Genomic DNA, 25828 nt, shown 5'->3' with positions numbered 1-25828 from the left:
AGCGTGAATCAGCGGAAACGGTCCAGATGCTCACACAGGAACGCATCCAGGCTTCGTGGCTCACGCCCCAGGACACGTGCCACCGTGTCGGTGGGTGACTCCGGGCGCGAGACGGCAAGTTGCTGGATCTCCAGGATGTGCTCGGCCAGCCACGGAGGCATGTGGGCATGATCGACGAGGTTTTGCCGCAGTTCGTGCGGTGGCAGGTCGATATATTGAACGGGGCGATCGAGCATGCGGGTCAGAGAATCGGCGATGCCGCCGTAGCCGACTGCCTCGCTGCCCGTCAGGACGTAGGTACCGCCGGCGAGGTCGGCGCGTGTGAGCACGGCCGCGGCGACGTCACCGATGTCTCGGCAGTCGATCCAGTTGCACGGCGCGTCCCGCATCGCGCCCAGAATCACCCCTTGCGCAGCCACCGCCGGAGCCAGGAGCAACAGATTCTGCATGAACGCATAGGGGCGGAGCAGAGTGTGGCGGATCCCGGATGCACGCAGGTGTTCGCCGACGGCATGGTGGCCGCGGGAGAGAGCGATGGGGGAGTCGGCCGCGGCGGCGGGGTCGGAGATCTTGACGATGTGTTCGACGCCGCTCTCGGCGGCTATGTCGATCACACGCGTCTCGAGCTCGACCTGTTCGAGGCCGTTGGCCATGGCAAGGAAAAGTTGTTCGGCCCCTTTGAAAGCCGTGCGTAGCGAAGTTGGGTCTACGGCATCGGCCGGCACTACTTCGACCAAATCGTCGGCCAAATCGCCGAGGTGGGCGCGCAGCCTGTCCGGGTCGCGGGACAGCGCTCGGCTCGGCACACCCGAGGATGCGAGACTGCGTAGCAACGCGCCGCCTGTGGTTCCGGACGCTCCCATGATGACGATCATCGTGTTCCTTTCGGTCTTCCCCGGGAAGCCGGGGATCGTTGACATGTGTTGTCGGTCAGGGATTCTGACGGCGCCATCGCCAGCTGACGATGACGGCAGCGACCGCGGCAGATATCGGTAGATCGAGTTGCAGGCGAGCAAGCCAAGCAGTGTCGACCACGCTCGTGTGAGCTGGTAGCCAACGGGAGGCGAACCACCCGACGAGACCAGCAATCACAGCGGCTCCGACGGCAAGAATTGCCGCCACCATGATGCGAGGCAGGGCCGTGGTCCACGGCCGTGACCTCCCGCGACGCTGCAGCCAGGAGCCGATCAGCAACGCCACCACTGCCGACGTGCCCGCGATGGACGTAAATGCCGCCATCGTGAGGCCCGATTGGCCGGATGCGACTCCGCCCGCACCCGCCATCAGCGCAGGGGCAAGGTAGGCGACCAGCACCTCTCTCCACAGGGTGAAAGGTCGTGCGGCGCGACAATCGGCAACCGGGTCGAGTCGATTGGAATCGGTTATCTCCCTTTTGTTTTCGCGACGGATCGGTGGGGTGAGTCCGGACATGAAGGAGACCAACTTTCCGATTATAATTAGGTGGCTAACTATTTGGGCATGGAAGGAGAAGCCTCTGTCGAGAATTGACGACGATTCGAATCGCTACGCGACGGCTTGGAATCCCAGCCGACTACTCCGCAGTGAGCGCACCGATACCGCGAACGACCCGCGAGAGCAGATCCAGAAAAACCGCACGCTCGTCGACGGTGAGCTCGTCGACCATTTCCTCGAGACGAGCAAAGTGTTCGGGCGCCATGTCACGTAAACGCTGAGCGCCACGAGCAGTCAGGACGACCACCGCACCACGCCCGTCCTCCGCGGACGGACGTCGAGCGACCAAACCCTCCTGCTCGAGCCCGTCGACCAGGCCGGTGACTGTGGCCCGCGAGACGCCGAGATCAGCCGCCAGACGTGAGGGAGATTTCTCCCCGTCGTGGTCTTCCAGATCCGCAAGCAGTCGGTAACGGCCGGTCGACAGCCCATACCTCGCGAAGTGAACCTCGGTTGCTCGACCGAGCCGCGCGCCCGCCGAGATCAGCCGCACCGCAACCAGCACAGCCTGCGGATCGGACCCGAGGCCGTAGTGCTCCAACTGCCGCCGCGCCTGATCCAACGTGGGTGAGTCGTGATCGGTTCCGTCCACTGCCATGCAACTAATATGGCACCTAACTACATTCTGGTCAACCCTCCACCAGAGCTAGCTTCAAACGCCGAACAATACCTGCGGGGCCGCATGACAGTCCGGGTGATTGCCGGGATACGGCAGGACCTTCTCGAGGGCGAGCCCAATCGCGAAGGCCGTCTGGTCGTCGTACGGTCGCGTAACTATCTGTGTGCCCGTGGGGATTCCGTTCCGAGCGAAACCCGTGGGGATTGTCAGCACCGGGCAGCTACTCAGGATGTTGAAGGTGATGGCCGGTACAGCCTCGAGGTAGAACTCCAATTCTGTTCCAGCCACATTGATTCCGTGCCCCACGTAGTCGTCGCCGGCAAGAAAGCCCTCCGTCGCCACTGCCGGAGTGATCAACGCGTCATAGGTATCGAACAGGGATCCGATCGACGAATACAGTTCGACTTCGATCGCGAGCCCGTCGAGGAAAGTCGCATCACCACGAGTGCGACGTGCCCATCGCGCGAATTCCTTCGCGTACTCCGTGACCTTGTCGGGGTGCGCGGACGCTTCGGCAGAGATCGAAGCACCGAACACGTGGTCGTAGTGAATGGCGGCCGCGCGCATGACGGCAGTGCGGGACAGGTCGACTTCGATGATCTCCGCGCGTGCGCCCAGAGCGGTGAGGGTATCCACCAACTTCGCCGTGTTCTCGGCGACGTCCGGATCAACCGGCCAGTCACCCAATGCGGGGATCACGGCGATACGCATTCCCGCGCACGAACGCGTTGCGAAGGTAGGTAACTGCGATGCCGGTACATGCGAGGCAATGTCAGCGGAGGTCGGTCCCGCGATGACCGACTGCAGTGTGAGGCAATCACTTACGGTGCGCGCCATCGGACCGCAGTGGCAGTAGCGATCGAGATTGAAGGGAGGATCGACCGGGACACGGCCGTGTGGTGGCTTGAACCCGACAATTCCGTTGAACGACGACGGAGTTCGGATCGATCCTGCAACATCGGAACCGGTAGCCAAGTGCGTCATCCCCGTGGCAAGTGCGACTGCCGATCCACCGGAAGACCCGCCGGAGGAGTATTTCGTGTTCCACGGATTGCGAGTGACGCCCCACAACTCGGACTGTGTGAACGCGGCCGAGGAGAATTCGGGCGCCGTCGATCGCGCGTGGACGATCGCACCGGCGTCGATGATTCGCTGCACGAAAGTGGAAGTGTGAGTGGCGATCACATCCTCATAGACCTTGGACCCTTGAGTCCAAGGTTGTCCTTGCACCGGTTCATCCTCTTTCACCACAACGGGAACACCGGCGAGCGGAAGGCTGACATCCGAGCCGCGGGCGTAGTGGCGTTCCGCTGACTTCGCTTGTGCTCGTGCAGTATCGAAGAAAGTGTGTCCCAATGCGTTCAAGGTCGGGTTGAGCGCCTCGATACGTTCGATGGTGGACTCGAGCACGTCCACCGGAGAAAGCGATTTGTCCCGGTAGCGTTCGAGCATCTCGGCCACATCCATGAATGCCGAAACGGGTGTCTGGTGCATATCTGTTGTCCTGCCTCTATAAAGGTTTGTGTGGGCGACTAGTTTGTCAGTTCGCGCTTTGCCACGACGGGACTGCGGAATGTCGCGAGCAGCATTGCCAGAGTTGCGATTCCCGCGGCTGTCCAGAAGACCGTTTCGGAACCAGAGTGGTCGTGAATGCGTCCGCCCGCGAACGCACCGAGCGCGATGCTTGCATTGAAGACTGCAACCCACAGAGCAGAAGCGGCCTCGCGGTGAACGGGAGCTGCTTGTGCAATCCATGTTTGAGTACTCACCGATGCACCACCGTAGAAGAGGCCCCAAGCCGCCATGAGCAGAGCAGCTGCGATCAAGGTGGTAGCCGAGATCGGAAACAGGGCGAGTGTGACCGCTATTCCCACGCTGAGGCTGACGACCACCGCCTTCGGGGACTTTGCAGCGGACGGCCCGGCGATGAAGTTGCCGACGACACCGAATGCACCGTAGATCAGGAGCATTGTGCCGACCTGCGAAGCGTTCAACCCCGCGAAGAACTCCAGCCCCGGACGCACATAGGTGTACGCCGCGAAATGAGCGGTGACGATGAGCGCGGTAATCGCAAATCCGACCCGGACTCCTGGGTTCCGAAAGGCCGCCACGAGACTCCCGAGCGACAAGGCCCGATCAGCTGGCATCGTGGGTAGGACAGCGATCATGGCGATCGCGATCAGCGTCGCCGCGCAGCTGAGAGTCCAGAACGCCACGCTCCATCCGGCGACTGCCCCGATATACGTCCCAGCAGGGACACCAAGAACTGAGGCAACAGCGATTCCGCTGAAGATGATCGTGGTCGCCAACCCGACGGATCTGGAACCCACCAATTTGGGTGCCAGACTAGCTGCGAGTGCCCAGACTCCACCCATGCTCACGCCTAGAAGGACGCGAGCCACAGCGAGGAAAACGAAGCTCGGAGCAAGGGCCGTGAGGGCGTTCGCCGCGGCGACTACAAGCATCAGAACGATAAGCGTCGACCGACGATCGAAGCGCCGGGTCACGATGGGCACAAACGGGGCAGTGGCCGCTGCCACCAATCCGGTAATGGCCAGTGAGAGCCCGATGGTCCCTTCACTTTCCACCAGAGCAGCACCGATCGGGGTGAGTAGCCCGACCGGCATCATCTCTGCCGCGACAACGACGAAGGTGGACGCTGCGATCAGCGCGACCGCAGCCCAGTGGTTCTCAATGGTGTGTGCGTGGGTTGAGGACGTGGACGCAGGGCTGTTCTGTGCAGATGCGGAGTGGGGCATGTAACCAGAGAAGCTCCTGCACGCCGATGGATCAACGGCGAATCGCTCATCCAACCATTAGCTCAATTCATCGATGAGCCATGATGGAGTGGTCGAATGAGTCGAAGGTCGGAGTGAAAATGTCGGAGCCTCCGATGCGTGAGATCGAGTGCTTCCTCGTTCTCGCTGAAGAACTGCACTTCGGTCGCACCGGCGAGCGGCTGTTCATCTCCCAGAGCCGAGTGAGTCAGCTGATCAGCGCATTGGAGCGTCGTATCGGCACACGCCTGGTAGCGCGGACCAGTCGCCGCGTTCACCTGACTGAATTCGGCGCCGAATTTCTTGCGTCGTTGGCTCCCGCCCATCGGGCGCTCGTCGGAGTAATCGAGGACGCTCAATCGAGAGCACGCAACACGCCGACGCCGTTTCGGGTGGGTTTCCAAGGAGCAATTTACGATTCGATCGCGGCTGCTGTCTCTCGTTTCGAGATACAACATCCGCAAACATGCGTGACCATCAAAGAATTACCCCTGGGTGATCCGTTCAGTGATGTACTCGCCGGGCGAATCGATGCGGCAGTGGCACTTCTCCCCGTAGATGAGCCCGAGCTGACAACCGGGCTCGTCTTTTCTCGACAGCCCCAGACCCTGGCTGTCTCAGTCCATCACCCGTTCAGCGAACTGGGCGTGATCGACGCCGAGCAGTTGGCGCAGATCTGTCTCGTACCCATCACCGGCCCCGCCCCCGACTATTGGCAGCGTGTGAATTCCCCGAGCACGACGCCGGGCGGAGCCACGATTCCCACGCAGGGTGGGGCGAGCACCGTTCAGGAAGGCCTGTCGCAGGTCGCATTCAGTCAGGTCGGCCTCATCCTCTGCGCTGCAACCGCTGCATACAGCCAGCGCTCGGACATCACATTCGTATCGATCAACGGATTACCCGAATCTGCTTTGGGTCTCGTGTGGCGTACCGATCTCGAAAGCCCACGACTTCGCGCTTTCGCGAAAGCGATCGAGGAAGCACACACATGCCCCTCCTGACGTCGATCAGTAAGTCGCGGAAGGAGTCCGGGGCATTGAGATGCATCGTGTGTGAGATGATCGCGCCATGTCTGCGATCACCGACTACTTCACCGCGCGCACGGATGAGCATGCCACCTCTGCCCTCGCGGGACTCGTCGACTTGGAACCAGAGGTGATGGAGGCGAACGCAGCTTCTCGTCCGCGGGTCCAGTTGGCTGCGAGTGGGACTCCAGTTCTGCAGGCGAAAGGCGTCGATCCAGTTGTCGCGCTCGGCCGACTGGAAGCAGCCCTCACCGCTCGCCCCTACGACGAAGTTGCAAAAGGTCCACGCTGCGGGAAACTCGTCGCAATGAGCGACGACGGCGACACCCTCGTGCTCACGGTTACCGACGAATTGCGTGATGCACTAGCGGAATTGAACGCAGAAGGCGTCGCGGCCGCTGCGGCCGCCTGGGCGATCGACGAGACCAGTGAACCGTCGGAGGACACAGTGCCGTTCCTGACCGCCTTCGTCGAACTAGCGACCAGAGCTGTGGCTCAGGGCGAACGAATGTACGGCTACGTCGTCATTTGAGCTTCGCAACTCCGCCGATCTGAACAGACAGGTCGTTCGTCTTCGACTCCCGACTTACCGTCAGCCCGGGATCTGCCGGGCCAGATCATTGCGGTCGAAGTCGGAGAACTGCTGGGTGTCAGTGCAGTATCCACAGCTCGCTCCGAAGAACTCGGTGCGGGCGTTCGGATCGTCGAGTAGCCAGTACCGCAGCCACGCCGTGCTCGGCCCGCGCATATCGCCGCCGTTGATCGCCGTACCGAAGTGCGTGGCGCCGCGCAGTTCCAGATACTCGGCAGGCACGTGGTCGGCGTCCTCGTACATCGCCCGCACGATCGCCGGCCAAACGATTGCGTCGGCCTGGCCGGCCAGATAGAGAACGGGCTCGTCGATGAGATCGACATCATTGAGCGGGCCTGGTTGGATCGCGACGGCGGTGTCGACGCGGTCGTCGATCGCCGCGTTGATCGCCGCAGACCCGCCCTGCGAGTGCCCCACCGCACCAATGTGTTCCAGGTCGACTTTGCCGAAGAAGACGCTCGACGGGCTGGCCGCCTTGTCCGCGATGAGGTCGATTCCCGACCGCATGGTGATGGCGAAGTTGCTTGCCGGGGTATTGGCGGCGACCACGATGAATCCGTGGCTGGCGTAGTGGCGCAGCAAAGAGGTGTACGCACCGGGGAGCACACCGGTCCCGTTCCCCCAGATCACAACAGGGTGCTTCTCGCCGCGCGCGCCGAGCTGGCGCGGGTAGTACAGAGTGTGCACCAGCCCGATCGAGACGTTCGGCGTGTACGGCCCTGCACTCGCCCAATCGTGCCCGACGCTCGGGATGCCGGGCGCATCGGCAGCCGCTGTTCCGCTTGCGCCCGTGAGTCCTAGCGTCGCGCACAACGCAACCGCCGCTGCAGCATTCACGAAATGTTTCAGAGACTTTCGCATGAAAGTCAACCTTTCGAAGTTGATCCGGAGTGACGTGTATTACATATTCACGGGAAGGCAACCCGTCGGCTTTGTTTCAGGAAACGGACTATCCCAGAAGTGTTGTGTCTGTGGACAAAATCATCGTTCTCGATGGATGCCCGGGCGACGCTAATACCCAGAGCACAAGGTCGAGATCGCCTCGGCCTACGGCTTCCGCGCGGATTGCTCGGCACACAGCCGTAGGAAATGTTCGACGATCTGCGTGTTCTGGCCGTCCCTTGCCACGGCTGCGATCTTCCGTGGGGGCAGTTCGAATATCTCGCCCACAGTGCACCCGCGTTCGGATGCTCGCTCGGCACTGGAGAGTTCGAGGATGACAGCACCGATCCCTTCGTACGCGAAATCCGCGAAGGCATCGCGGTGCTGTGACCTCATCACGAATGCGTGGTCGATTCGCGGTTCGATCGACCGCAGATGGCGATATACATCGGAAGTTTCGAACCGCGGTGCGACAACCAAGCCGATGCGCATGAGGTCTTCGCCGATGAATACCCCGTCCACCGGTGGCGAGGTACCGGGCGGGCAGACGAGCCGCAACTTGTGGTCCGGAAGGCGCACCGTGCGCGTCCCGGGAACACCGGTGGGCGGCGACTCCATTATTGCCACGTCAGCGGTGCCTGCCATGACCGGATGAATCGCATCGGCCACGGACGACCCAGGCGGATCCGAGATGGTGATCCTCAGGTTCGGCACCTCCGTGCGCAGCGCTCCGAGCAGTACCGCTGCGGGATCGTCCGCAAGGCTCGCTGTCGTGGCAACACTGAGGTGGGGGACTGTTGACAGTAAGAACTCGCGCTCGACCACTAATCGGTCGAGCGCGGCCAGCGCTTCGCGTGCTGGATCGATGAGATTCCGTCCGCGCGCAGTCAGCGTCGCGCCGGTCCGGCTTCGATTGAAAAGCCGTCCTCCGACGCGTCTTTCGAGCCGCGCAATTGATTGAGAGACGCTCGATGTTCCCGTGAACTGATTTGCCGCTGCCGCCGTGATACTGCCGTGTTCGACGACGGCAAGGAAGTCTTGTAGCTGCCGCGGATCGATTCGCGGGGTGGCGGACTCTCCGAACTTGCTCATCCGGCGTTCCCCATTCCACCTTCGTCACGTAATCGGCTGGTCGTCTCGATAAACGCTTGTGCCGCAGGCGATGGCGTCGAACCGTGGAACATCCAGATATCACGAGTGAGAGGGGGCCGAGTACGACACAGCACCACACCTTCTCCGACTGTATCGGCGACAGATTCGGGAAGGAAAGCGACGCCGACTCCCGCGCGTACAAGTGGGATCATCGAAGCCACAGAGATAGTCTCCGCAACCACCGCCTCGTCCACAGTGCCTTCGCCCAGGCGTTCCGCCAACAGTCGCCGAGTGACATCGTCACGCGGGCTGGTGATCAATCCGATTCGCAACAGATCCGTCAACGCCGCTGCCCCCTCGCCTTCACTTCGTGCGGCCGGCACCAGCGCAACGATTTGTTGCCGGCCGAGAAGGATACGTTCAACGCCCTCGTCGAACACCTCGTCCACCCCGAGGCCGATATCAGCCTGACCCGAGGCGACCACCGTTCCGATTCCGTCGGTGTCATTGCTGAGCATCGTCACCGCAACGTTCGGAAATTTGCTTTTGAACGCACCCAGGGCCGTGGCCGCTGGATCACGCGCCAGTGTTCGCGGACACACGACCGTCAGCCGACCCCGCTGCACGACGTTCAATGGATGCAAAGCGTGATCCAAATCCCGGTATGCCCGAAGTACTTGGGCCGCCGGACCTGTGAGATCGCGTCCAGCGTCGGTCAGGGTGACTCCCCGCGAGCCACGGCGGACGAGCGTCAGGCCGCACTCTTTCTCCATTCTGGCGAGAGCCTCCGAGATTGTCGGCTGGCTGACCCCCAGTCCGCGAGCCGCAGCGGAAATGCTGCCCCGATCAGCAAGGGCGAGAAAGTATTCCAGATGACGCCGGTCCATTCGGGGTTCCCTTCTCGTGGCAGTCCTCGCGCGCGCCCGATTTTGCGCCCGTCAGGCATAGGGAAACCCTATGGCATACCTCTCGAATGTGGCGTAGACGGGAAGAAGAATCCCGTGATCTGCTTCACATATGAACGCAGTGAGCAACAACCCGGGGAGCTTCGACCAGAGGCACCCGTCTGCTTTTGTCGAGCACCTATCGCCGCCTGCGAGCACCACGGAGGAGGCGCCGAAATGACCGAAACCATCACCGCAAGTTCGCCATCCGGTGCTACGTCACCCCGTTCTGCGAGGCGGGCACGCTCTGAGCCGAAGCCCGCTCGACAGCGTCGATCCGGTACGCGACTCACCATCGGGGTACGACTGGCCCAGGTCGCGCTGCTTCTGGTCCTACTCGGAGCGTGGCAGCTCGTCGCATCGCAAGGTTGGATCGAGCCAGTTCTGGCCAAAACGCCAGGCGAGGCCTGGGCCTACTTCACCGCAGCGGTGCAGTCGGGCGAGATTTCGTCGAACTTGCGTGCCACGATGACTGCCGTCGTGATCGCGTGGATCCTCGCCAGCGCAGTCGGGGTGGCGGTCGGACTCTCTCTCGGACTGCTTCCGACCCTCGAACGCATCATGAGTCCGTTCCTGGATGCGGCGAATGCCATGCCACGTCTTGCGCTGGCGCCTCTGCTTATCGTCATCTTCGGGATCACGATGACGGCGAAGGTCGCTCTCGCGTTCACACTCGTCTTCTTCATCGTCTGCTCGAGTGCACGAGCCGGTGTGAAGTCGGTGGACGACGAATGGCTCCGACTATCCACTGTCCTGAATGCCAGTAAGACACAGGTGTTCTGGCACATCCTCCTCCCCGTCGCAACACCTGGCATTTTTGCCGGTCTTCGGTTGGGGCTGATCTATTCGCTACTTGGCGTTGTCGGTTCGGAACTGATCTCGTCACGGGACGGGCTGGGCCAGCTTGTGTCGATCTACTCGGCCCAGTTCCGGATGGAAGCGGTCTACGCGATCCTCATACTTCTCGCAATCGTCGCAGTCGTCCTCAACCAGGTCATGAACTTCGCCGAGCGCTACCTCCTTCGGTGGCAGCCGCCGGCTCGACGATGACAGGAATCATCATGGATACCAACGTGATTACACCCGCCGTACAACTCGACGGACTGACGATATCCTTCCCCTCACCCGACGGGTCGACGAAAACTGTGGTCGACAATCTCGACCTCACCATCCCTCGCGGACAGTTCGTGAGCTTGGTCGGCAGGAGCGGTTGCGGAAAGACCACTCTGCTCAACGCGCTCGCTGGATTGGTGGACGCAACAGAAGGGAAGACTGAGGTCCTCGGCACAACACCATTCGACGCTCGTTCTCGGATGGGCTTCATGATGGCCCGAGATGCGCTGTTCCCGTGGCGAACAGCGCAGAAGAACGTGGAGTACGGTCTCGAATTGAGGGGAGTACCCAAGGCGGAGAGACGAACTCAATCAGAGCGCTGGCTTGCGGCCGTTCAAATGTCCGAGGCGTCACGGCTGTGGACTTGGCAACTCTCCCAAGGGATGCGCCAGCGTGTCGCGTTGGCCCGAACGTGGGCACTGGATCCGGACATCTTGTTGATGGACGAACCCTTTGCCGCCCTCGATGCGCAAACCCGAGTCGAAGTACAGCGAGAATTCCTCGAGCTTTGGCAATCCCAGGTAGGCCGGACGGTCATCTTCGTAACCCACGACCTCGGCGAAGCCATCTGTCTCTCCGACCGCGTTCTGCTGCTCGGGGCCGGCCGGGTGATCGACGACGTCAGCATTGACATCGAACGCCCCCGCGAACTCGAAACCCTCACCGCCGAACCTCGATACATCGAAATCTTCAACCGGCTGCGTGGTCAGCTCGACCACTGATGTGCCCAGCCAACTCAGCTTGATTACTGATGTGCCCAGCCAACTCAGCTTGATTTCTGATGCGCCCAGCCATCAAGGAACAGGAATCCCATGAAACTTCGACCTTTTGTCGGCACAGTCATTGCAGCGGCCCTACTGCTTTCCGCGTGTGGAGGGGGAGGGCGTCCGAACGACGGTAGCGTCGCCATCGGGGTCTACCCTGCGAGTGCTTTGTCCCTGCCTGTCTACGTCGCTGTCCAACAAGGAATGTTCGACAAGGAAGGCCTCCACGTCGAGCTCATCGACGGAAAGAACGGGCCCGAACTCATCAGCGGTCTCATCGGCGGCACAACCGATCTCGCGGTCGGTGCACCCGGAACCGTCGTGCCGGCCATAGAGCAAGGGCAGAGTCTGCGGCCACTGTCCCCCTACGGGTCGATCGATCTTGCGATCGCCGTGACGAAAGACAGCGGCATCACCACCATCGAGGATTTGCCCGGCAAGCGGATCGCCATACCGTCACGTGGCGGCGCGGCCGAGCAATTCGTCAATCAGCTTCTCGCAGAGAGAAACATCGACGCCTCCACGGTGCAATTCATCGCAGCGGCACCTACCGCGAGTCAGATACCACTCGCACGAAAGGGCGACATAGATGCCGCCGTTCTCACCGCTGCCAGCCAGGCCGTATTCGATGCTCAAGGAATTCCGATGACGGCGATTACAGAAGTAGACCCGGTGGGCTCTGACGGCGTGAGTTCATACGGCCTGGGCACGGTGCTCGTCACGACAGCCACATTCGCTGAATCCGATGCTGCTGCCCCCGTGTGTGCTGCGCTCGAGGCCGCAGCAGGGTGGATAGCCGATCCCGCGAACGAGCAAGCAGGAGCTCAACTTCTCACCGAGCGAATGAATGTTCCTGCTGACAAAGCCAACCAGGTGTGGGCTTCGCAGAAGACCCTCTGGCCGGTCGAGATTTCAGCCGACCGATGGACCCAGAACGTCGCATGGGTGAACAACCAGACCTCGGGCAAGTCCGACGCAGATGTCCCCTTCGACCCCCTCTGCTGACCAACGCCTCCCATACACAATCCAGTTCGTCTACCACGAGAGAGAAGAAAAGATGACACAACTCGCTGACCAGTCAACACAATCCGAGTCCCAGCACGATCGCCGGCAGCTCACCGAGGCTTGGTCTGCAGTCACCGACAGCCTTGCGACATTCGGTTCGACCGCTGCCGCTACCGGATCGCCGCTGGACAGCGCCGAAGGTGTACGGCACGCACTTCGTCTGTTCGGATACCTCGCCGAGATGAACATCGAGCGCCAAGACGTACTCCGGCCTGAACTCTTCACCCTGATGTCACCGATGCGAAAGTTCTGGGGAGACGGCATCGACGTCGACTACTGGACTGCGATGATCGACCCCAACGAGACATACCGTATTCACGGTAACCGTGGCACGGTGCCGTACGTCGCCGTCCTCGCCAATCGCGTCGGCGCGTCTGGGACCGACCGGGTCGCCGACAACATCGTCATCGACGACAAGGTGTGTGACGCGGACGGCAACTTCGAGATCTTCGTCGCACAAGAACTTGAGGGGCGCAGCGGCATTCGGCTGGATGAGCGCTGCTTCGACGTAGTAGTGCGTGTGTATCACAAGACGCGTAACACGGAGATCGATCCTGTTCTCCACATCGAGCGCCTCGGTCCGCCGCCTGGTGCACGCCCCGATCTCGACACGGCGTGGCTGACCCAGCGCCTCACGAAACTTGCTCGTGGCATGGACGTGAGCCTTCGACGCAGTCTTCAGCTCATCGAAACACTCAGTCAGTCTCCCAACGAGATTCGCGTGACCTCGGAGCAGCGAGGATGGGGAGACTTCTACGGCACCAGCTCCAACCAATACGTTGCCGGCTGGTGGTCACTGAAAGACGCTACTGCCGTGGATATTACATTCACTCTCCCGGACTGCACCTACTTCGGAGTGATGCTGTACAACCACTGGTTCGAGTCCTTCGAGTACCGCGACCACACCGTCAACCTCAACGACGCACACTTCGAACGCAATGACGATGGAACCGTGACAATCCGAATCGGGGGAGCAGAAGGTGACAGAAACCGACTGAACCCCTGCAACCACACCGAAGGAATTCTGTTGGCGCGCTGCCTGGAGCCCGCTGAGGATGTCACTTCGCCTCATGTGGAGATCATTCGATGACCGACGAAATAGACCTGCCGTTGGCAGGTGTCCGAGTAGTGGAGATCGGTCAACTGATCGCAATACCCAGCGCCGGGCAGCAGTTGTCCGACCTCGGTGCCGAGGTCATCAAGCTCGAGCCCCCCGGCGGTGAACCGGCCCGACAAATCGACGCCGACTACGCGCGCGGCATCTTCTACGGGTACAACCGTGGAAAACGTTCAATCTGCCTCGACCTCAAAGACTCCGCCGATCTGCAGCGAGCTCGGGATCTGATCGCATCGAGCGACATCTTGCTGCACAATCTTCGCCCGGGAACCCTCGATCGATTGGGATTCTCCTCTACCGAACTCCAACGCCTGCGACCGGAAATCATCGCCGTCTCGGTGAGCGGGTACGGGGCGGAAGGCCCGTCCGCCACCCGCGCGGGGCTCGACATCGCTGCGCAAGCAGAGAGCGGACTGATGTCGGTGACGGGTGAGGCGGATAGCCCACCACAACGTGTGGGCGCACCGGTCATAGATCATGCAACGAGCTACGTTGTCGCTCAAGCGGTACTGGCAGCGCTACTGCGGCGCGAACGCACCGGCAGGGGCTCCTCCGTCCGAGTTTCCCTGCTGGACGTCGCAATCCACTTGCAAACCGCCAACTGGATCGAGTGGCAGGTATCCGGAAAGCCCATGAGTCGCAAAGGGAACGGACAACCAAGCGTCGCACCGGCAGCAGACGTCTTTCGCGCCGCCGACGGCGAGCTGGTGATCAGCGGATACCAACCGCAAGCCTGGATCGAACTGTGCAAGGCAATCGACCTACCCGAGTTGGCCGACGACCCGCGGTTCACCACCAACGCGCTGCGCGTGGAAAACCGTGTTGACCTCGTCGCCACGATCGAGAAGCAGCTGTGCCACCGTAGCGCCGCGGAAGCGGTAGAGCATCTCACTGCGGCCGGAGTGGTTGCCGCAGTTGTGCGTGACTACGACCAGGTAATTTGCGCCGACGATGTGATTGCGAACCGTACCTTCATCCCCGGCACCAACGAACATGGCGAACAGTATTTGACGCCTGCCATGCCCTATCGCGCCGAACCTCCGATGGCACGAACTGAACTTTCACAGGTTCCGGCCTTGAACGAGTGGACAACATCGACGCGCTGAATGCGCCGTTCGGGTCGAAATTGACTTTGCACCAACGTAACTGACAAACAGATAGCCATGCACCATCGAGGAGATGTCCAGTGCTGACCACCGCATTTACCGAGACGTTCGGAGTTCGTCACCCAATCGTGCAGGGCGGCATGCAATGGGTGGGGAGAGCAGAACTCGTAGCGGCAGTTGCAAACGCCGGCGCGCTCGGCATGCTCACTGCCCTGACACAGCCGACACCTGACGATCTTGCCCGAGAAATATCCCGAACGCGCGAGCTCACCGATCAATCTTTCGGGGTCAACCTCACAATCCTCCCGACGATCACACCTCCGCCCTACGATGAGTATCGCAACGTGATCATCGACTGCGGAGTGAAAGTCGTCGAGACAGCTGGATCGTCTCCCGCGCCCCATCTGCCGCACTTTCACGGCGCAGGCATCAAGGTTCTCCACAAGTGCACCAGCGTCCGCCACGCGGTCAAAGCCCAGGCCCTCGGTGTCGACGGCATCAGCATCGACGGGTTCGAATGTGCCGGGCATCCAGGGGAAGACGACGTACCGGGTCTCGTCCTCATCGCTGCAGCAGCAGAGCGGATCAGCATTCCCATGATCGCGTCCGGTGGATTTGCCGACGCGCGAGGATTGGTGGCCGCCCTGGCGCTTGGCGCCGACGGCATCAACATGGGCACTCGGTTCATGTGTACCGAGGAGTCCCCGATTCACCACAACATCAAGCAGGCGATAGTCGCTGCCTCGGAGGTCGACACGGAACTGATTTTCAGGTCACTACGCAATACCGCACGGGTAGCACGCAACAGCATCAGCCAAGAAGTTGTCGAAATCCTCTCCAGTGGTGGCAAATTCGAAGACGTTCGACATCTTGTGGCCGGTGCGCGGGGCAGAGCGGTGTTCGACAGCGGCGACCAGGAGGCTGGCATCTGGACGGCTGGGACTGTGCAAGGATTGATTCACGACATCCCCACAGTGGGTGAATTGGTGGAACGAATTGTCACAGAGGCCGAAGCACTGATTGCCGGACGGCTTACCGGCCTCCTGGACCCGGTCAGCGCCTGACTACGTCCGAACCCGCTGAGCGCTACAGTCGGCCAGTCCTTCGCGCATGACCCCTGCCGTTGCGCTCGTCGACCCGCATGCCGCCGATACCTCGTCCTCGATGCGTCGTGCGGTGACGGTGAGCTCTTCGCGATCGCCTCGCGGCTTGTCATCGCCGTTCGATCGTTTCGGGTGCATCCGGACGATCATTGACGTCAGGACGAGGAAAGGAGGTGTACTCCGAATTGCTTGCGGTCATCAGAGTAACAACCGCAAGGTTTCGATCGGCACCGAACACGATCTACTCGACGTTGTGGCCATGGGGCTACCAAAACATCACCGTCGGCCCACAGCAGCTCCCCCCATTACGTCCCCCGACATTTCTTGGCTTCGACTGCATACAGCAAGGACGAGAGCCCGGCGCGCCCGTCCCGACTGTGCGATCGTCGAAGTCGTCTCACAACCCTTTCAAGGCACCTAGTCCCTATGGCGCTACGATCCCCGCAACAATCTTGCGCTTGACCGAATACTGAAGTCCCACGAGCCCGATAGCGTTCGCGATAGAATCCGATATTTCGCTCGCATCGTCCGGGGCACACCGAAGGGGAATCAAGAGCATGCATGCGGTACCGACCCGGAGGGCGAAATTCGTTGCAGCGGGATTGATCATCGCTGTGGCTACTGCTGGTGCTATCGGTGTATCGAAGGTCTTCGCTGCACGCCCATCCTCTGCGAATATCGAAGAGACCATCACGAAAGCGGAACGTGGACGGCACAATCCAGCGTGTGAACCCATCCCGTCGAGGCCCGATGCAGCTACGTTGCGTCGCTCTTCTGACGCGTCGGTTCGTTTGACGAACGTGGTACAGACTGCTGCGCAGCTCTTGCGAGTCAACGGAGCGGCTTGGGGGCCCCAAGTCGCTGTCGGTACTGAGCTATCCATTGATGAAGCTTTCGAGAACGCCGGTTCGATTCCCGGAGATGCGATAGTCGCAGAAGCGGAGTGGCTTCGTCAGGCGCAACGAGATGGACTCTACGACGACGCAGATCGTTCGCTCGATTCGCTTGTCCGACACATCGAGTCGACAACCATCACGGACGTCGACCTCGGCAGCCATCTGGGGCCGAATTGGCCCGCAGTAATCGATGTCGTCGGGACTGTCGCCGCGATCGGGTTCGAGGAGTACGTGAGCAAGGTGCGCGCGTCACCCCCGATGAGAGCAGCTGACGCGCTCGACCTTCGATCCGCGTTGCGGGAGAACACGGTAGCCCTCGGCCTGGAGGCGGAATGGGACGGTGCTCAGGAGTTGGTCGCTCTCTACTTTCAAGGATGCACTTCGGCCGCGCTGAGCCGGCGAGAAGCGAACCTTTCGGTCGAGGATTACATCCATGATTGGGACCTGGCGGAGGCTCTGGCACGCGACGCCGTAGCTGCTGCTTTCGCAGCAGATCTCACGAGCAACGAGAACCGTGGACGAGTCGAGATCTTGGCACGAGGTCTTCAAATCATCCAGGCGCCAGACGAATTGGGTCCGAACGATCGGTTGACCCGATCCGTGGATCCGAACGAAAACTTGCATCCGGACGAGGTCGCGCTTCTCGAACTGGAAGATCCATTGATCGAGGGCGAGTGACACGACCAGGGCCTCCGGCGAGGGTGGCACGGCAAGCAGAAAAGGCGGTTGCCGATGTGACACCGCGCTCTTAGAACCGAAGTGACGCAACATCATCGTGATCTGCTCTTCGGGGCCCCTTGCTCACGCAGATAACGCAGCACCTCCTTTCGATACGCAGGTAATCGAACCCCGAAATCATGTCCTCGAGCTGACGGTCCATCCAGTCGAAAAAACAGTTCGCGTCGTACGACAGCAGCGGATTTACCGTGGGTATGCCCAGTCTCGAAGCCCCAGCAGAAGCAGAGGGTCTCGACTAACTTTGCCGGACCGACTGCAATGGTCAGCTTCGGCGGAGTGAATCTCGGAAGAAGAACCTTCGTCCCCGATATGCAAAGTCTCTTTGCAGCGGGATCGGCCCGCGGCACGCCTCGCGATAATTGTTCACCTCAGTGCCGCTGTTCCGACCAAGGCGAGTTCGAGGCGTTTCTCCACGGCGAAGTCGATGCATGCCGCGCCGTCGACACCATGCACCTGAGTGTCGGGAAGGGTGCCGCACTGGATTCGGCGTCCGTCACCAGAGTGTCAGTGATGGCTACATCATCCCAGTACTCAACCCTCGCGCCATCACGCAATTGGTTCCAGAAACAGACAACCAACGGTTAGGTAGTTCGATAATTTGCGGATCGAATCCACCGTAACCGACCCTTGTCTGGCGCTGGAGATGCAACGGCGCTCTTCATCTAAGCCGCGGTGATTTATAGATAGATGCAGATCAAGCCTGCAATGTCGTCCATGAACTCACCTCGCCCCGTGGTTTCGCCAGCCAAGCACACAATCGATTGTGGCGTGCGCCACAAATTTCCTATAGGGTAACCGTCGTTAGCCTGCGACGGGGTGCGAGACATTTCCCAGCGCCGGATCCACGCTCTATCCCACTCCTGAACAGACCGAGCGAGAGCTGAGCGCTCTTGACGACGTCGTGGTGGATTGAGGATCAAGAAAGAAAGATGGTATTGCCGTGCAGTCATCACTTGTCTCTCTGCCGTCCATGGAGAGAGTCCGCATTGGCGCTCCGGTCGCGGAGGCCGCGGCCCAGGAAGCAGAGTTGCTCGGGGCGAACCGAGTCTTCGTCGTATGTAGCGGGACGCTCAACTCGCAGACCGACGAGATCGCTCGGGTGATCGAGGCATTGGGTGATCGATTCGTGGGACTGTTCGATGCGGTTCGACCTCATGTACCGCGCGAAGACGTCATTGCTGCCACCCGAGTTGCTGCCGACGCCGATCCGGACATGCTGTTGTGCGTGGGCGGCGGATCGGCGACGGACCTGGCGAAGATCCTTGCAATCACTCTGGAGCACGGAGTTCGCGAAGCATCACAAATGGACGCCTACCACCTGCAGGTCAATCCCGACACATCGGTGACCGCCCCCACCTTCTCCGCCCCGAAGATCCCGGTAGTGGTGGCGCCCACGACCCTGGCGGGAGGTGAGTTCAACGCGTTGGCCGGGTCGACGGATGAGACGAGCAACGTCAAAGAGGGTTACTTGCACCCGGCGATGACCCCGAAGGCTGTCATCCTCGATCCTGCACTCACGCTGCACACTCCGGAGTGGCTGTGGCTGTCGACCGGGGTTCGCGCACTGGACCACGCCTTCGAGACCCTGGGCTCGCTCGAATCGAACGGGTACTACGACGGGATGGCGATGAACGCCATACGACTGCTCTCCGAAGGACTCGTCCGAGTGAAGGAGAACACCGACGACGTGGATGCGCGGCTGATGTGTCAGGTTGGTGCGTGGTCGTCAATGGTCGCGATCGTCGCAGGCCTCGACATGGGCGTCAGCCATGCCGTCGGGCATGCACTCGGCGGCTCGTTCAACGTCCCACACGGGTACACCTCCTGCGTCATGGCGCCCTTCGCGCTCGAGTACAACCGCGAAGTCAACGAGCATCGCCAGGCGCTGATCAGTGCGTCCTTGGGTGCGCCGCAAACGCCCGCACACGAGTTGGCGGACTCGCTCATTCGGCGGCTCGGCATGCCGAGATCGCTGGGAGAAGTCGGGCTGACCGAAAACGACCTCCCCAGTCTGGCTACGTACACGTTCAAGGACATCTGGTGCGGGACCAACCCGAACCCCATCGCGAATCCGGATGCTTTGGTTCCTTTGTTGCGGCGGGCACTCTGATCGAGCTCGAAAACAAGTGATCCCCCTCCACGTCGGGTGGAGGGGGATCACTTGTTTTCGGGCTGAACGGGCGTAACCGTCAGCTGGGCGTACCGCCGTTACCACTCTGCGTTCCGGGACGGTGACGGAGAATTCCGACGACGATGTAATCCACGTAGGTTGCCACCAGCGCCTCGATATCGTGGTCGTCTCGAAGCCACCAGCTCACGCCATTCATGAGGTCGAGCACCGCAACAGCCGCACGCTGTGGGTCGGCGATCTCGAACTCTCCGGCGCGGACCCCGGCAGCAATCACATCGCGCACACGCCTCTGGTAGTACTTGCGGTACTCGAGCACCCTCATACGGTGTTCGTCGGTAAGCGCCGAGATCTCTCGTAGGCTTACCAGATGCTCGACCCTGTTCATCGCCAAATACCGCAGATGAACATCGATCAGCGAGGTGAGTCGCTCGACCGGAGTTCCAGTCTCGTCGAGGACAAGTAGATGCTCCTCGACCGGGTCCCGGGTCATCTTGAGCGCGATCGCGTAGAGGATCTCCTCTTTCGAGGTGAAGTGGTTGTAGAGGCTCGCGCCCTTGATTCCCACCGAATCTGCGATGCCACGCATGCCTGCCGAGTGGTAGCCCTGATCAGCGAAGTATTCGGCCGCCGCGGCCAGTATGTCGTCACGTCTGCTTGGAAGCCCTTCAAGCCGTGGTCGACCGGATCCGGGTGTCGCGCTGCTGGCAGGATCGATGTTCAGCGTTTCAGTCCTTTGCATACAGGCGGCGTAGTTCTCTCTTGAGCAGCTTCCCCTGAGGGTCCGTGGGCAGCTCATCCACAATCTTGATCGCCTTTGGAACCTTATAGCCTGCGAGCACGGTCTTGCAGTGGTCTCGCAACTCCTGGCCGGTGAGGTCGCTGCCGTCTATGACGATGACGAAGCCTGTGACCGCCTCGGACCAGTATTCGTCCGGAAGTCCCACGACGGCGGCGCGCGACACCTCGGGGTGGGCTTGTAGTACGCGCTCGACCTCCTGCGAGGACACGTTGTAGCCGCCCGTCTTGATCATGTCCTTGCTGCGATCGAGGAAGAACATGTTGCCCTCCGAATCGCGACGTACGATGTCGCCGGTGTGGACCCAACCACCGTCGAGGACAGCGGCGGTCTTCTCGGGATCCTTGTAGTAACCCAGCATCACCGACGGCGTGCGACAGAGGAGTTCACCTCGCTCTGCTTCATTTCCGTCGGCATCGACCACCTTGACCTCGAGATGGCCTACAGGCTTGCCGATCCAGGTCGGATCCTGATCGGGAATGTCCTCGAGTCGCTTGAACCAGCCGACGGAGCCCAACTGCGTCAACTCGGACTGACCCCAGTAGGTGCCCCACACCGATGCGGGCGCCGCGTGGTGCCATGCGTCCACCGTTCGCGGCGAGACCTGACCTCCATAGGTCAGGCAGCGCTGGATGGTCCCGACAGTCTCAGGACCGAAGTCAGGATGATCTGCGAGCGAGATGAAGAACGTCGGGGTTTGAGCCAGGACGGTGATCTGCTCCGCTTTGATCATGTGCAAAGCGTCGGCAGGCGCGAGGCTGGCCGGGAGCACGAGCGTCGCTCCCAATAGCAGGAGCGAGGTCAGGGAGCCGATTCCGGCAATAGTGTGGAATGGCATGACGTAGAGCCAGACGTCATCGTCCAGGCATCGCAGTCCCCATGTGTACGCAGGTGCAGTGGAGACCAGGTAGTTGCGATGCGGCAGCATGACGCCCTTCGGAGCCGCCTCGGTTCCACTGGTGTACACGATCATTGCGAGATCGTGCTCGTCGACATCGCAATCCGGCTCTGTCGGCGACGAGGACTCGAGGAGTTGATCGAAGCAGTGGCCGCCGAACTCGTCCGTGCTGTCGAGAACAACGATTTCGGGGCGGGTACCGAGTCCCGCCAGCGCTACTTCCAGTACCGGCAGGAATTCCGCGGCCACGACCACAACCGCGGGCTCGAGGTGCCCGATCTGTTGAGCCACTTCGTTCGGCCCGAAAAGGACATTGATGCCGGAGTACACCGCCCCTATTTTGAGAGCACCGTAGTAGGCGACTATCGACTCCACGCGATTGCGGGCCATCACGGCGACCCGGTCACCGCGGGAAACACCGAGTCCGAGGAACATGTGGGATGCCCGGTTGGCATCCTGATTGAGCGCACCGTAGGTGGTCACGGTGCGTCGACCACCTGGGGCATACGACACGATCGCCGGCTTCGAGTATCGACTCTGCGAGTGGCGGCGTAGCTGGTCGCCCAACGTCGCTCGCCCTATCGGTGACGACTGGGTCGCTGTGAGGGATCGGACAAGCGGACCTGAACTCCGTCGCACATCAGTGGCATCCGATTCGACACTTGTCGACAGATCCATGGTTCCTCAACTTCCTGAATGCTTACCGCGGTTAGTATGATGTGGCTCATACTGTCATCGGCATCCACGCGGGTCAAGCAGAGTTTCCAAGCAACAATGGGGATATCGAAATCACACTTGGTTGTGTCGCTAACGGCTGTTAGCCTGCATGACATGACTATCGTCACTGACCTGGACCGTGACCACCTGCGTTCGGCGGTGTTACGGGGCAATGTTCCGACCATGCTCGCCGTGTTGCTGGAGCTGACCGCCGATGAGCGGTGGGTGGCACCCCGCTATCAACCCACGCGCAGTCGGGGCATGGATGACAATTCCACGGGAGGACTTCCGGAGGAGGTTCAGTCCGAAATCCGGAGCGCGTTGATCGACGCAGTGGAACGCTGGTGGACGCTGGACGAGCCGTCCCGGCGGACGCTGGACAGCTCGGAAGTAGAGCGAATCCTCAACTTCACCTGCAGCGAGACCGTACCGCCGGACTTCGCGCCGATGATGGCGGAGATAGTCAATGGTCCGCAGATCAAGCCTGCCACCGCCGAGTGCGACGAGCGACTCCACGCCATCGTGATCGGCGCCGGCATCGCGGGGATGCTGGCCTCCGTCGAGCTCAGCCGCGCTGGGATCCCTCACGTGATCCTGGAGAAGAACGACGACGTCGGCGGATCATGGTGGGAGAACCGCTATCCGGGCGCAGGAGTTGATACACCGAGCCACCTTTACTCGATCTCGTCGTTCCCTCGTAACTGGTCGACCCACTTCGGCAAGCGCGACGAGGTTCAGGGATATCTCGAGGACTTTGCGGAGGCCAACGACATCCGGCGCAATGTCCGCTTCCGTCATGAGGTGACGCGCGCCGAGTTCGAGGAGTCGAAACAGAGTTGGCGTGTGTCCGTCCAGCGACCGGGCGAGTCGCCGGAGACCCTCGAGGCTCCCATCCTGATCAGCGCGGTCGGTCTGCTCAATCGTCCGAAGATCCCGCATCTACCGGGAATCGAGACCTTCCGTGGTCGCCTCTTCCACTCCGCCGAGTGGCCGAACGAGCTCGACGATCCCGAGTCGCTCCGCGGAAAGCGAGTGGGCATCGTCGGTACCGGAGCCAGTGCTATGCAGATCGGTCCGGCCATCGCGGATCGTGTCGGGTCGCTGACGATCTTCCAGCGCTCACCACAGTGGATCGCACCGAACGACGACTACTTCACGACCATCGACGACGGCGTCCATTGGCTGATGGACAACATCCCCGGCTATCGCGAGTGGTACCGGGCGCGTCTGTCGTGGATCTTCAACGACAAGGTGTACTCGTCCCTCCAGGTCGACCCCAACTGGCCAGAGCCGAGCGCCTCGATCAATGCAACCAACCATGGTCATCGCAAGTTCTACGAACGCTATCTCCGCGATCAGCTGGGTGATCGAACAGATCTGATCGAGGCATCTCTTCCGGACTATCCGCCCTTTGGTAAGCGAATGCTGCTGGACAATGGCTGGTTCACGATGCTTCGTAAGCCCGACGTCACACTGGTGCCCCACGGAGTCGACGCCCTGACACCTTCTGGACTCGTCGACACGAACGGCGTCGAGCACCAGCTGGACGTCATTGTCATGGCGACGGGTTTCCACAGTGTGCGCGTTCTTTACCCGATGGACATCGTCGGTCGATCCGGCCGGTCCACCGGAGAAATCTGGGGCGAGCACGACGCGCGCGCCTACCTGGGAATCACAGTTCCTGACTTCCCCAATTTCTTCGTCATGACCGGACCGAACACCGGCCTGGGACATGGGGGGAGCTTCATCACGATCCTGGAATGTCAGGTCCGCTACATCATGGATGCCTTGAAGTTGATGCAATCGGAAAACCTCGGCGCGATGGAGTGCCGGGCCGAGGTCAACGATCGATACAACGAGGCCGTCGACCGACAGCACGCACAGATGGTCTGGACCCATCCGGCAATGGAGAACTGGTACCGAAACCCGGACGGTCGCGTCGTGTCGGTCCTTCCATGGCGGATCAACGACTACTGGGCCATGACCTACCGAGTCGACCCGGCAGATTTTCGTACCGAGCCGGCACGCTCCGAGTCGGTCCCGACTCCGACCGCGCGAGGGTGATCATGCAGGACGAAGCCACCGGCGGAGTGCACGGCGGGCCGCTGTCGGGTATCCGGGTCATTGAAATGGAGGCCATAGGGCCGCTACTGCACGCCGGTCTGATGTTGGCAGATCTTGGCGCCGATGTCGTGCGCATCGTGCGCCCCATCTCGATGGGAGCAGATGACGGAATCGACGATGCGAATGCGGGGATGCTCCGAGGGCGGACCGAACTCACTGCAGATCTGACCAAGACCGAAGATCTCGCCAAGGTGCGCAGGCTGATCGGCCGAGCGGACGTCCTGATGGAGGGCTCTCGGCCCGGCACGATGGAGAAGCTCGGCCTGGGCTCCGAGATCTGCCTGCAGGACAATCCGAGGCTGATCTACGGCCGAATGAGTGGCTGGGGCCAGAAGGGACCGATGGCCCGAGAAGCCGGGCACGACCTGAACTACCTTGCGCTTTCGGGCGCGCTCGAACAGCTCGGACCGGCTTCCGGGCCGCCGTCACCGCCGCTGAACTACGTCGGGAACTTCGGCGGCGGATCGATGTTCCTGCTCGTAGGAGTACTTGCCGCGCTGCACGAAAGAGAACGCACTGGCCGAGGCCAGGTGGTGGATACAGCGATGGTCGACGGCGCCAGTTCGTTGACTGCGCTCGTCCGATCGTGGCAGCATGCCGGCCGCTGGTCAGCCCGTCGTGGAACCAACCTCCTCGACGGATCTGCCCCGTTCTACCGCGCGTACGAGTGCGCAGACCACAGGTACATGGCGGTAGGGGCCCTCGAAGACGTGTACTACGACCGCTTCGTGTTCGGACTCGGATTGGATCCCGCCTCGTTGCCGAATCGCTGGGACCAATCGAACTGGGACGACTTGTCCGAACGCTTCGGCAGAACCTTCGCCACACACGATCGCGACGCCTGGGTCGAGGTCTTCGACGGCCTGAACGCTTGTGTCACACCCGTGCTCACACTCCACGAGGCAACACTCCACGACCATGCAATACAGCGGACGGCCTTCGTCGATGCAGGAGGCTTTTCGATGCCCTCCGCCGCACCACGGCTGGACTCGTCACAGGGAGCAGCCCCACCACGGAGAAACGACGAACTGGACGCAACCGTGTCGCGATGGGAGATTGCCTCAGAGCACCACGGGGGCAATTCCACTCGACATCGGTCCACTCGCATGGCTGTTGGTCCACAGACGTGGTGAGCGAGAGAACCGATGGCGCCAGGCGGGCTACGATTTCGGTATGCGCAGGCTGGCTGGATCGTTCGATCGTGACCTCCCCGGGTTGCCGCGTGGCCGCGGCCGACTGGCTGTGGACGAGGTCCAAGACGCGCAACGCGATCGCATTCTGCGTGCGGTGATCTCGTCGACGGCGGAGAAGGGGATCGCCTCGACCACGATCGCCGATGTCGTCGGGCGTGCCAGGGTGTCTCGCCAAGCTTTCTACAAGCAGTTCGAGAGCAAAGAAGCGTGCTTGATCGCGGCGATCGACGCCGGCATCGAGGTGATCGTCGCCAACATCACCTCGACACAAAGCTCGACCGCCAATTTATCTCTACGCGAACAGCTTTCGGCTGTCATCGAGAAGTATCTCGAGACGTGTTCGTCCGAACCGGAGTTCGTGCGAGCCTGGGTGGTGGACCTACCTGTGGCCGGCCCGGCCGGGGTGGCGAAGCGCAACGAGTACGTGGAACTGCTCGCCGATGCATTGCTCGTCGGCTACTCGTCCAAGTCTTCAGAAGCCCCGGAGCGTGAAGTGTTTCTCGCGGCGATCGGCGGTTGCAACGAGTTGTTCTACCGCCAGGTGGTTGACGGGTCGAATTCGTACATGAATCTTCATGCGCCGATCATGTCCTTCCTTGAACGGGTACTGGATCTCTCGTCCAACCCTTCGTAGTCCGGTGTTGACAAGCCAAGGGTAGATCG

Annotated in this window: 24 protein-coding genes; 13 read left to right on the top strand and 11 right to left on the bottom strand. The window is 61.3% G+C overall.

The genetic code is table 11. From position 1 onward, the window contains the following. Positions 1–8: 8 nt before the first annotated feature. From G4D79_RS06425 to G4D79_RS06405, 5 genes are all read right to left on the bottom strand, one after another. Complete coding sequence (locus G4D79_RS06425; protein ID WP_099697273.1) at positions 9–875, bottom strand: NmrA family NAD(P)-binding protein; 867 nt, start codon at positions 873–875, stop codon at positions 9–11. Positions 876–930: 55 nt separating this feature from the next. Continuing rightward, positions 931–1314 carry a hypothetical protein gene (locus G4D79_RS06420; protein WP_225320195.1) on the bottom strand — a complete coding sequence of 128 codons (384 nt, stop codon included), beginning with the start codon at positions 1312–1314 and terminating at the stop codon, positions 931–933. Between the two features lie 238 nt (positions 1315–1552). Beyond that, a complete protein-coding gene (locus G4D79_RS06415; protein ID WP_003943230.1) occupies positions 1553–2071 on the bottom strand; it encodes a MarR family winged helix-turn-helix transcriptional regulator in 519 nt (172 codons plus the stop codon). Positions 2072–2125: 54 nt separating this feature from the next. Beyond that, positions 2126–3586 carry an amidase gene (locus G4D79_RS06410; RefSeq protein ID WP_099697246.1) on the bottom strand — a complete coding sequence of 487 codons (1461 nt, stop codon included), beginning with the start codon at positions 3584–3586 and terminating at the stop codon, positions 2126–2128. A gap of 38 nt (positions 3587–3624) precedes the next feature. Then, positions 3625–4851 (bottom strand): MFS transporter, encoded by a 1227-nt coding sequence (locus G4D79_RS06405; protein WP_058039365.1) that lies wholly within the window; start codon positions 4849–4851, stop codon positions 3625–3627. Positions 4852–4970: 119 nt separating this feature from the next. On the opposite strand from G4D79_RS06405, the gene G4D79_RS06400 reads away from it, so the two are divergent. Continuing rightward, a complete protein-coding gene (locus G4D79_RS06400) occupies positions 4971–5870 on the top strand; it encodes a LysR family transcriptional regulator (RefSeq protein WP_099697274.1) in 900 nt (299 codons plus the stop codon). A 67-nt stretch (positions 5871–5937) separates the two neighbouring features. Continuing rightward, positions 5938–6426: a hypothetical protein gene (locus G4D79_RS06395; RefSeq protein WP_099697247.1), complete on the top strand. Its 489-nt coding sequence runs from the start codon at positions 5938–5940 to the stop codon at positions 6424–6426. 60 nt (positions 6427–6486) lie between these two features. Here the strand turns inward: G4D79_RS06395 and G4D79_RS06390 are convergent, their stop codons facing one another. The 3 genes from G4D79_RS06390 to G4D79_RS06380 all read right to left on the bottom strand — a co-directional run bounded on the left by G4D79_RS06390 (position 6487) and on the right by G4D79_RS06380 (position 9347). Beyond that, entirely contained in the window at positions 6487–7347 is an 861-nt protein-coding gene (locus G4D79_RS06390; protein WP_099697248.1) for an acetylxylan esterase, read from the bottom strand. A 186-nt stretch (positions 7348–7533) separates the two neighbouring features. Next, positions 7534–8460, bottom strand: a complete 927-nt coding sequence (locus G4D79_RS06385; protein ID WP_099697249.1) for a LysR family transcriptional regulator — start codon at positions 8458–8460, stop codon at positions 7534–7536. Next, positions 8457–9347: a LysR family transcriptional regulator gene (locus G4D79_RS06380; protein ID WP_019746013.1), complete on the bottom strand. Its 891-nt coding sequence runs from the start codon at positions 9345–9347 to the stop codon at positions 8457–8459. The genes G4D79_RS06385 and G4D79_RS06380 overlap by 4 nt, the downstream gene beginning before the upstream one ends. 234 nt (positions 9348–9581) lie before the next feature. On the opposite strand from G4D79_RS06380, the gene G4D79_RS06375 reads away from it, so the two are divergent. From G4D79_RS06375 to G4D79_RS06350, 6 genes are all read left to right on the top strand, one after another. Next, positions 9582–10454, top strand: a complete 873-nt coding sequence (locus G4D79_RS06375; RefSeq protein ID WP_029256682.1) for an ABC transporter permease — start codon at positions 9582–9584, stop codon at positions 10452–10454. Between the two features lie 11 nt (positions 10455–10465). Further along, positions 10466–11239, top strand: coding sequence for an ABC transporter ATP-binding protein (locus G4D79_RS06370; protein WP_042448237.1), 774 nt, complete (start codon positions 10466–10468; stop codon positions 11237–11239). Between the two features lie 90 nt (positions 11240–11329). After that, complete coding sequence (locus G4D79_RS06365) at positions 11330–12286, top strand: ABC transporter substrate-binding protein (RefSeq protein ID WP_030537154.1); 957 nt, start codon at positions 11330–11332, stop codon at positions 12284–12286. Positions 12287–12338: 52 nt separating this feature from the next. Continuing rightward, on the top strand, positions 12339–13436 hold the full coding sequence (locus G4D79_RS06360; RefSeq protein ID WP_030537153.1) for a hypothetical protein: 1098 nt from the start codon (positions 12339–12341) through the stop codon (positions 13434–13436). Beyond that, positions 13433–14569, top strand: a complete 1137-nt coding sequence (locus G4D79_RS06355) for a CaiB/BaiF CoA-transferase family protein (protein ID WP_099697250.1) — start codon at positions 13433–13435, stop codon at positions 14567–14569. Before G4D79_RS06360 ends, G4D79_RS06355 begins: the two co-directional genes overlap by 4 nt. Positions 14570–14649: 80 nt before the next feature. Continuing rightward, positions 14650–15633, top strand: coding sequence for a nitronate monooxygenase family protein (locus tag G4D79_RS06350; protein WP_099697251.1), 984 nt, complete (start codon positions 14650–14652; stop codon positions 15631–15633). On the opposite strand, the gene G4D79_RS06345 is transcribed toward G4D79_RS06350, so the two are convergent. Continuing rightward, a complete protein-coding gene (locus G4D79_RS06345) occupies positions 15634–15810 on the bottom strand; it encodes a hypothetical protein (RefSeq protein ID WP_156511704.1) in 177 nt (58 codons plus the stop codon). A gap of 419 nt (positions 15811–16229) precedes the next feature. Here G4D79_RS06345 and G4D79_RS06340 point away from each other — a divergent pair, with 419 nt between their 5' ends. Both G4D79_RS06340 and G4D79_RS06335 read left to right on the top strand, forming a co-directional pair. Then, complete coding sequence (locus G4D79_RS06340) at positions 16230–17246, top strand: hypothetical protein (protein ID WP_099697252.1); 1017 nt, start codon at positions 16230–16232, stop codon at positions 17244–17246. Positions 17247–18246: 1000 nt separating this feature from the next. Continuing rightward, on the top strand, positions 18247–19416 hold the full coding sequence (locus tag G4D79_RS06335; protein WP_024487884.1) for an iron-containing alcohol dehydrogenase: 1170 nt from the start codon (positions 18247–18249) through the stop codon (positions 19414–19416). A 79-nt stretch (positions 19417–19495) separates the two neighbouring features. Here G4D79_RS06335 and G4D79_RS06330 read toward each other — a convergent pair whose 3' ends face one another. Then, the gene (locus G4D79_RS06330; RefSeq protein ID WP_007735574.1) at positions 19496–20176 is read right to left on the bottom strand and encodes a TetR/AcrR family transcriptional regulator; all 681 of its coding nucleotides are present in this window, start codon (positions 20174–20176) and stop codon (positions 19496–19498) included. Beyond that, on the bottom strand, positions 20163–21809 hold the full coding sequence (locus tag G4D79_RS06325; RefSeq protein WP_235867985.1) for a class I adenylate-forming enzyme family protein: 1647 nt from the start codon (positions 21807–21809) through the stop codon (positions 20163–20165). Before G4D79_RS06325 ends, G4D79_RS06330 begins: the two co-directional genes overlap by 14 nt. 153 nt (positions 21810–21962) lie before the next feature. Between G4D79_RS06325 and G4D79_RS06320 the strand changes: the two genes are divergently transcribed. From G4D79_RS06320 to G4D79_RS06310, 3 genes are read left to right on the top strand one after another with little or no spacing between them, the layout of a single operon-like run. Then, positions 21963–23912 (top strand): NAD(P)/FAD-dependent oxidoreductase, encoded by a 1950-nt coding sequence (locus tag G4D79_RS06320; RefSeq protein WP_180279678.1) that lies wholly within the window; start codon positions 21963–21965, stop codon positions 23910–23912. A gap of 2 nt (positions 23913–23914) precedes the next feature. Then, positions 23915–25105, top strand: coding sequence for a CaiB/BaiF CoA-transferase family protein (locus G4D79_RS06315; protein ID WP_099698647.1), 1191 nt, complete (start codon positions 23915–23917; stop codon positions 25103–25105). A gap of 40 nt (positions 25106–25145) precedes the next feature. Further along, positions 25146–25799 (top strand): TetR/AcrR family transcriptional regulator, encoded by a 654-nt coding sequence (locus G4D79_RS06310; protein ID WP_099698645.1) that lies wholly within the window; start codon positions 25146–25148, stop codon positions 25797–25799. Positions 25800–25828: the final 29 nt, after the last annotated feature.

It is taken from the genome of Rhodococcus sp. WY5 (assembly GCF_018588185.1).
GTDB classification, from domain to species: Bacteria; Actinomycetota; Actinomycetes; order Mycobacteriales; family Mycobacteriaceae; genus Rhodococcus_F; species Rhodococcus_F qingshengii.
This window is presented reverse-complemented; position numbering and strand designations above follow the sequence as displayed.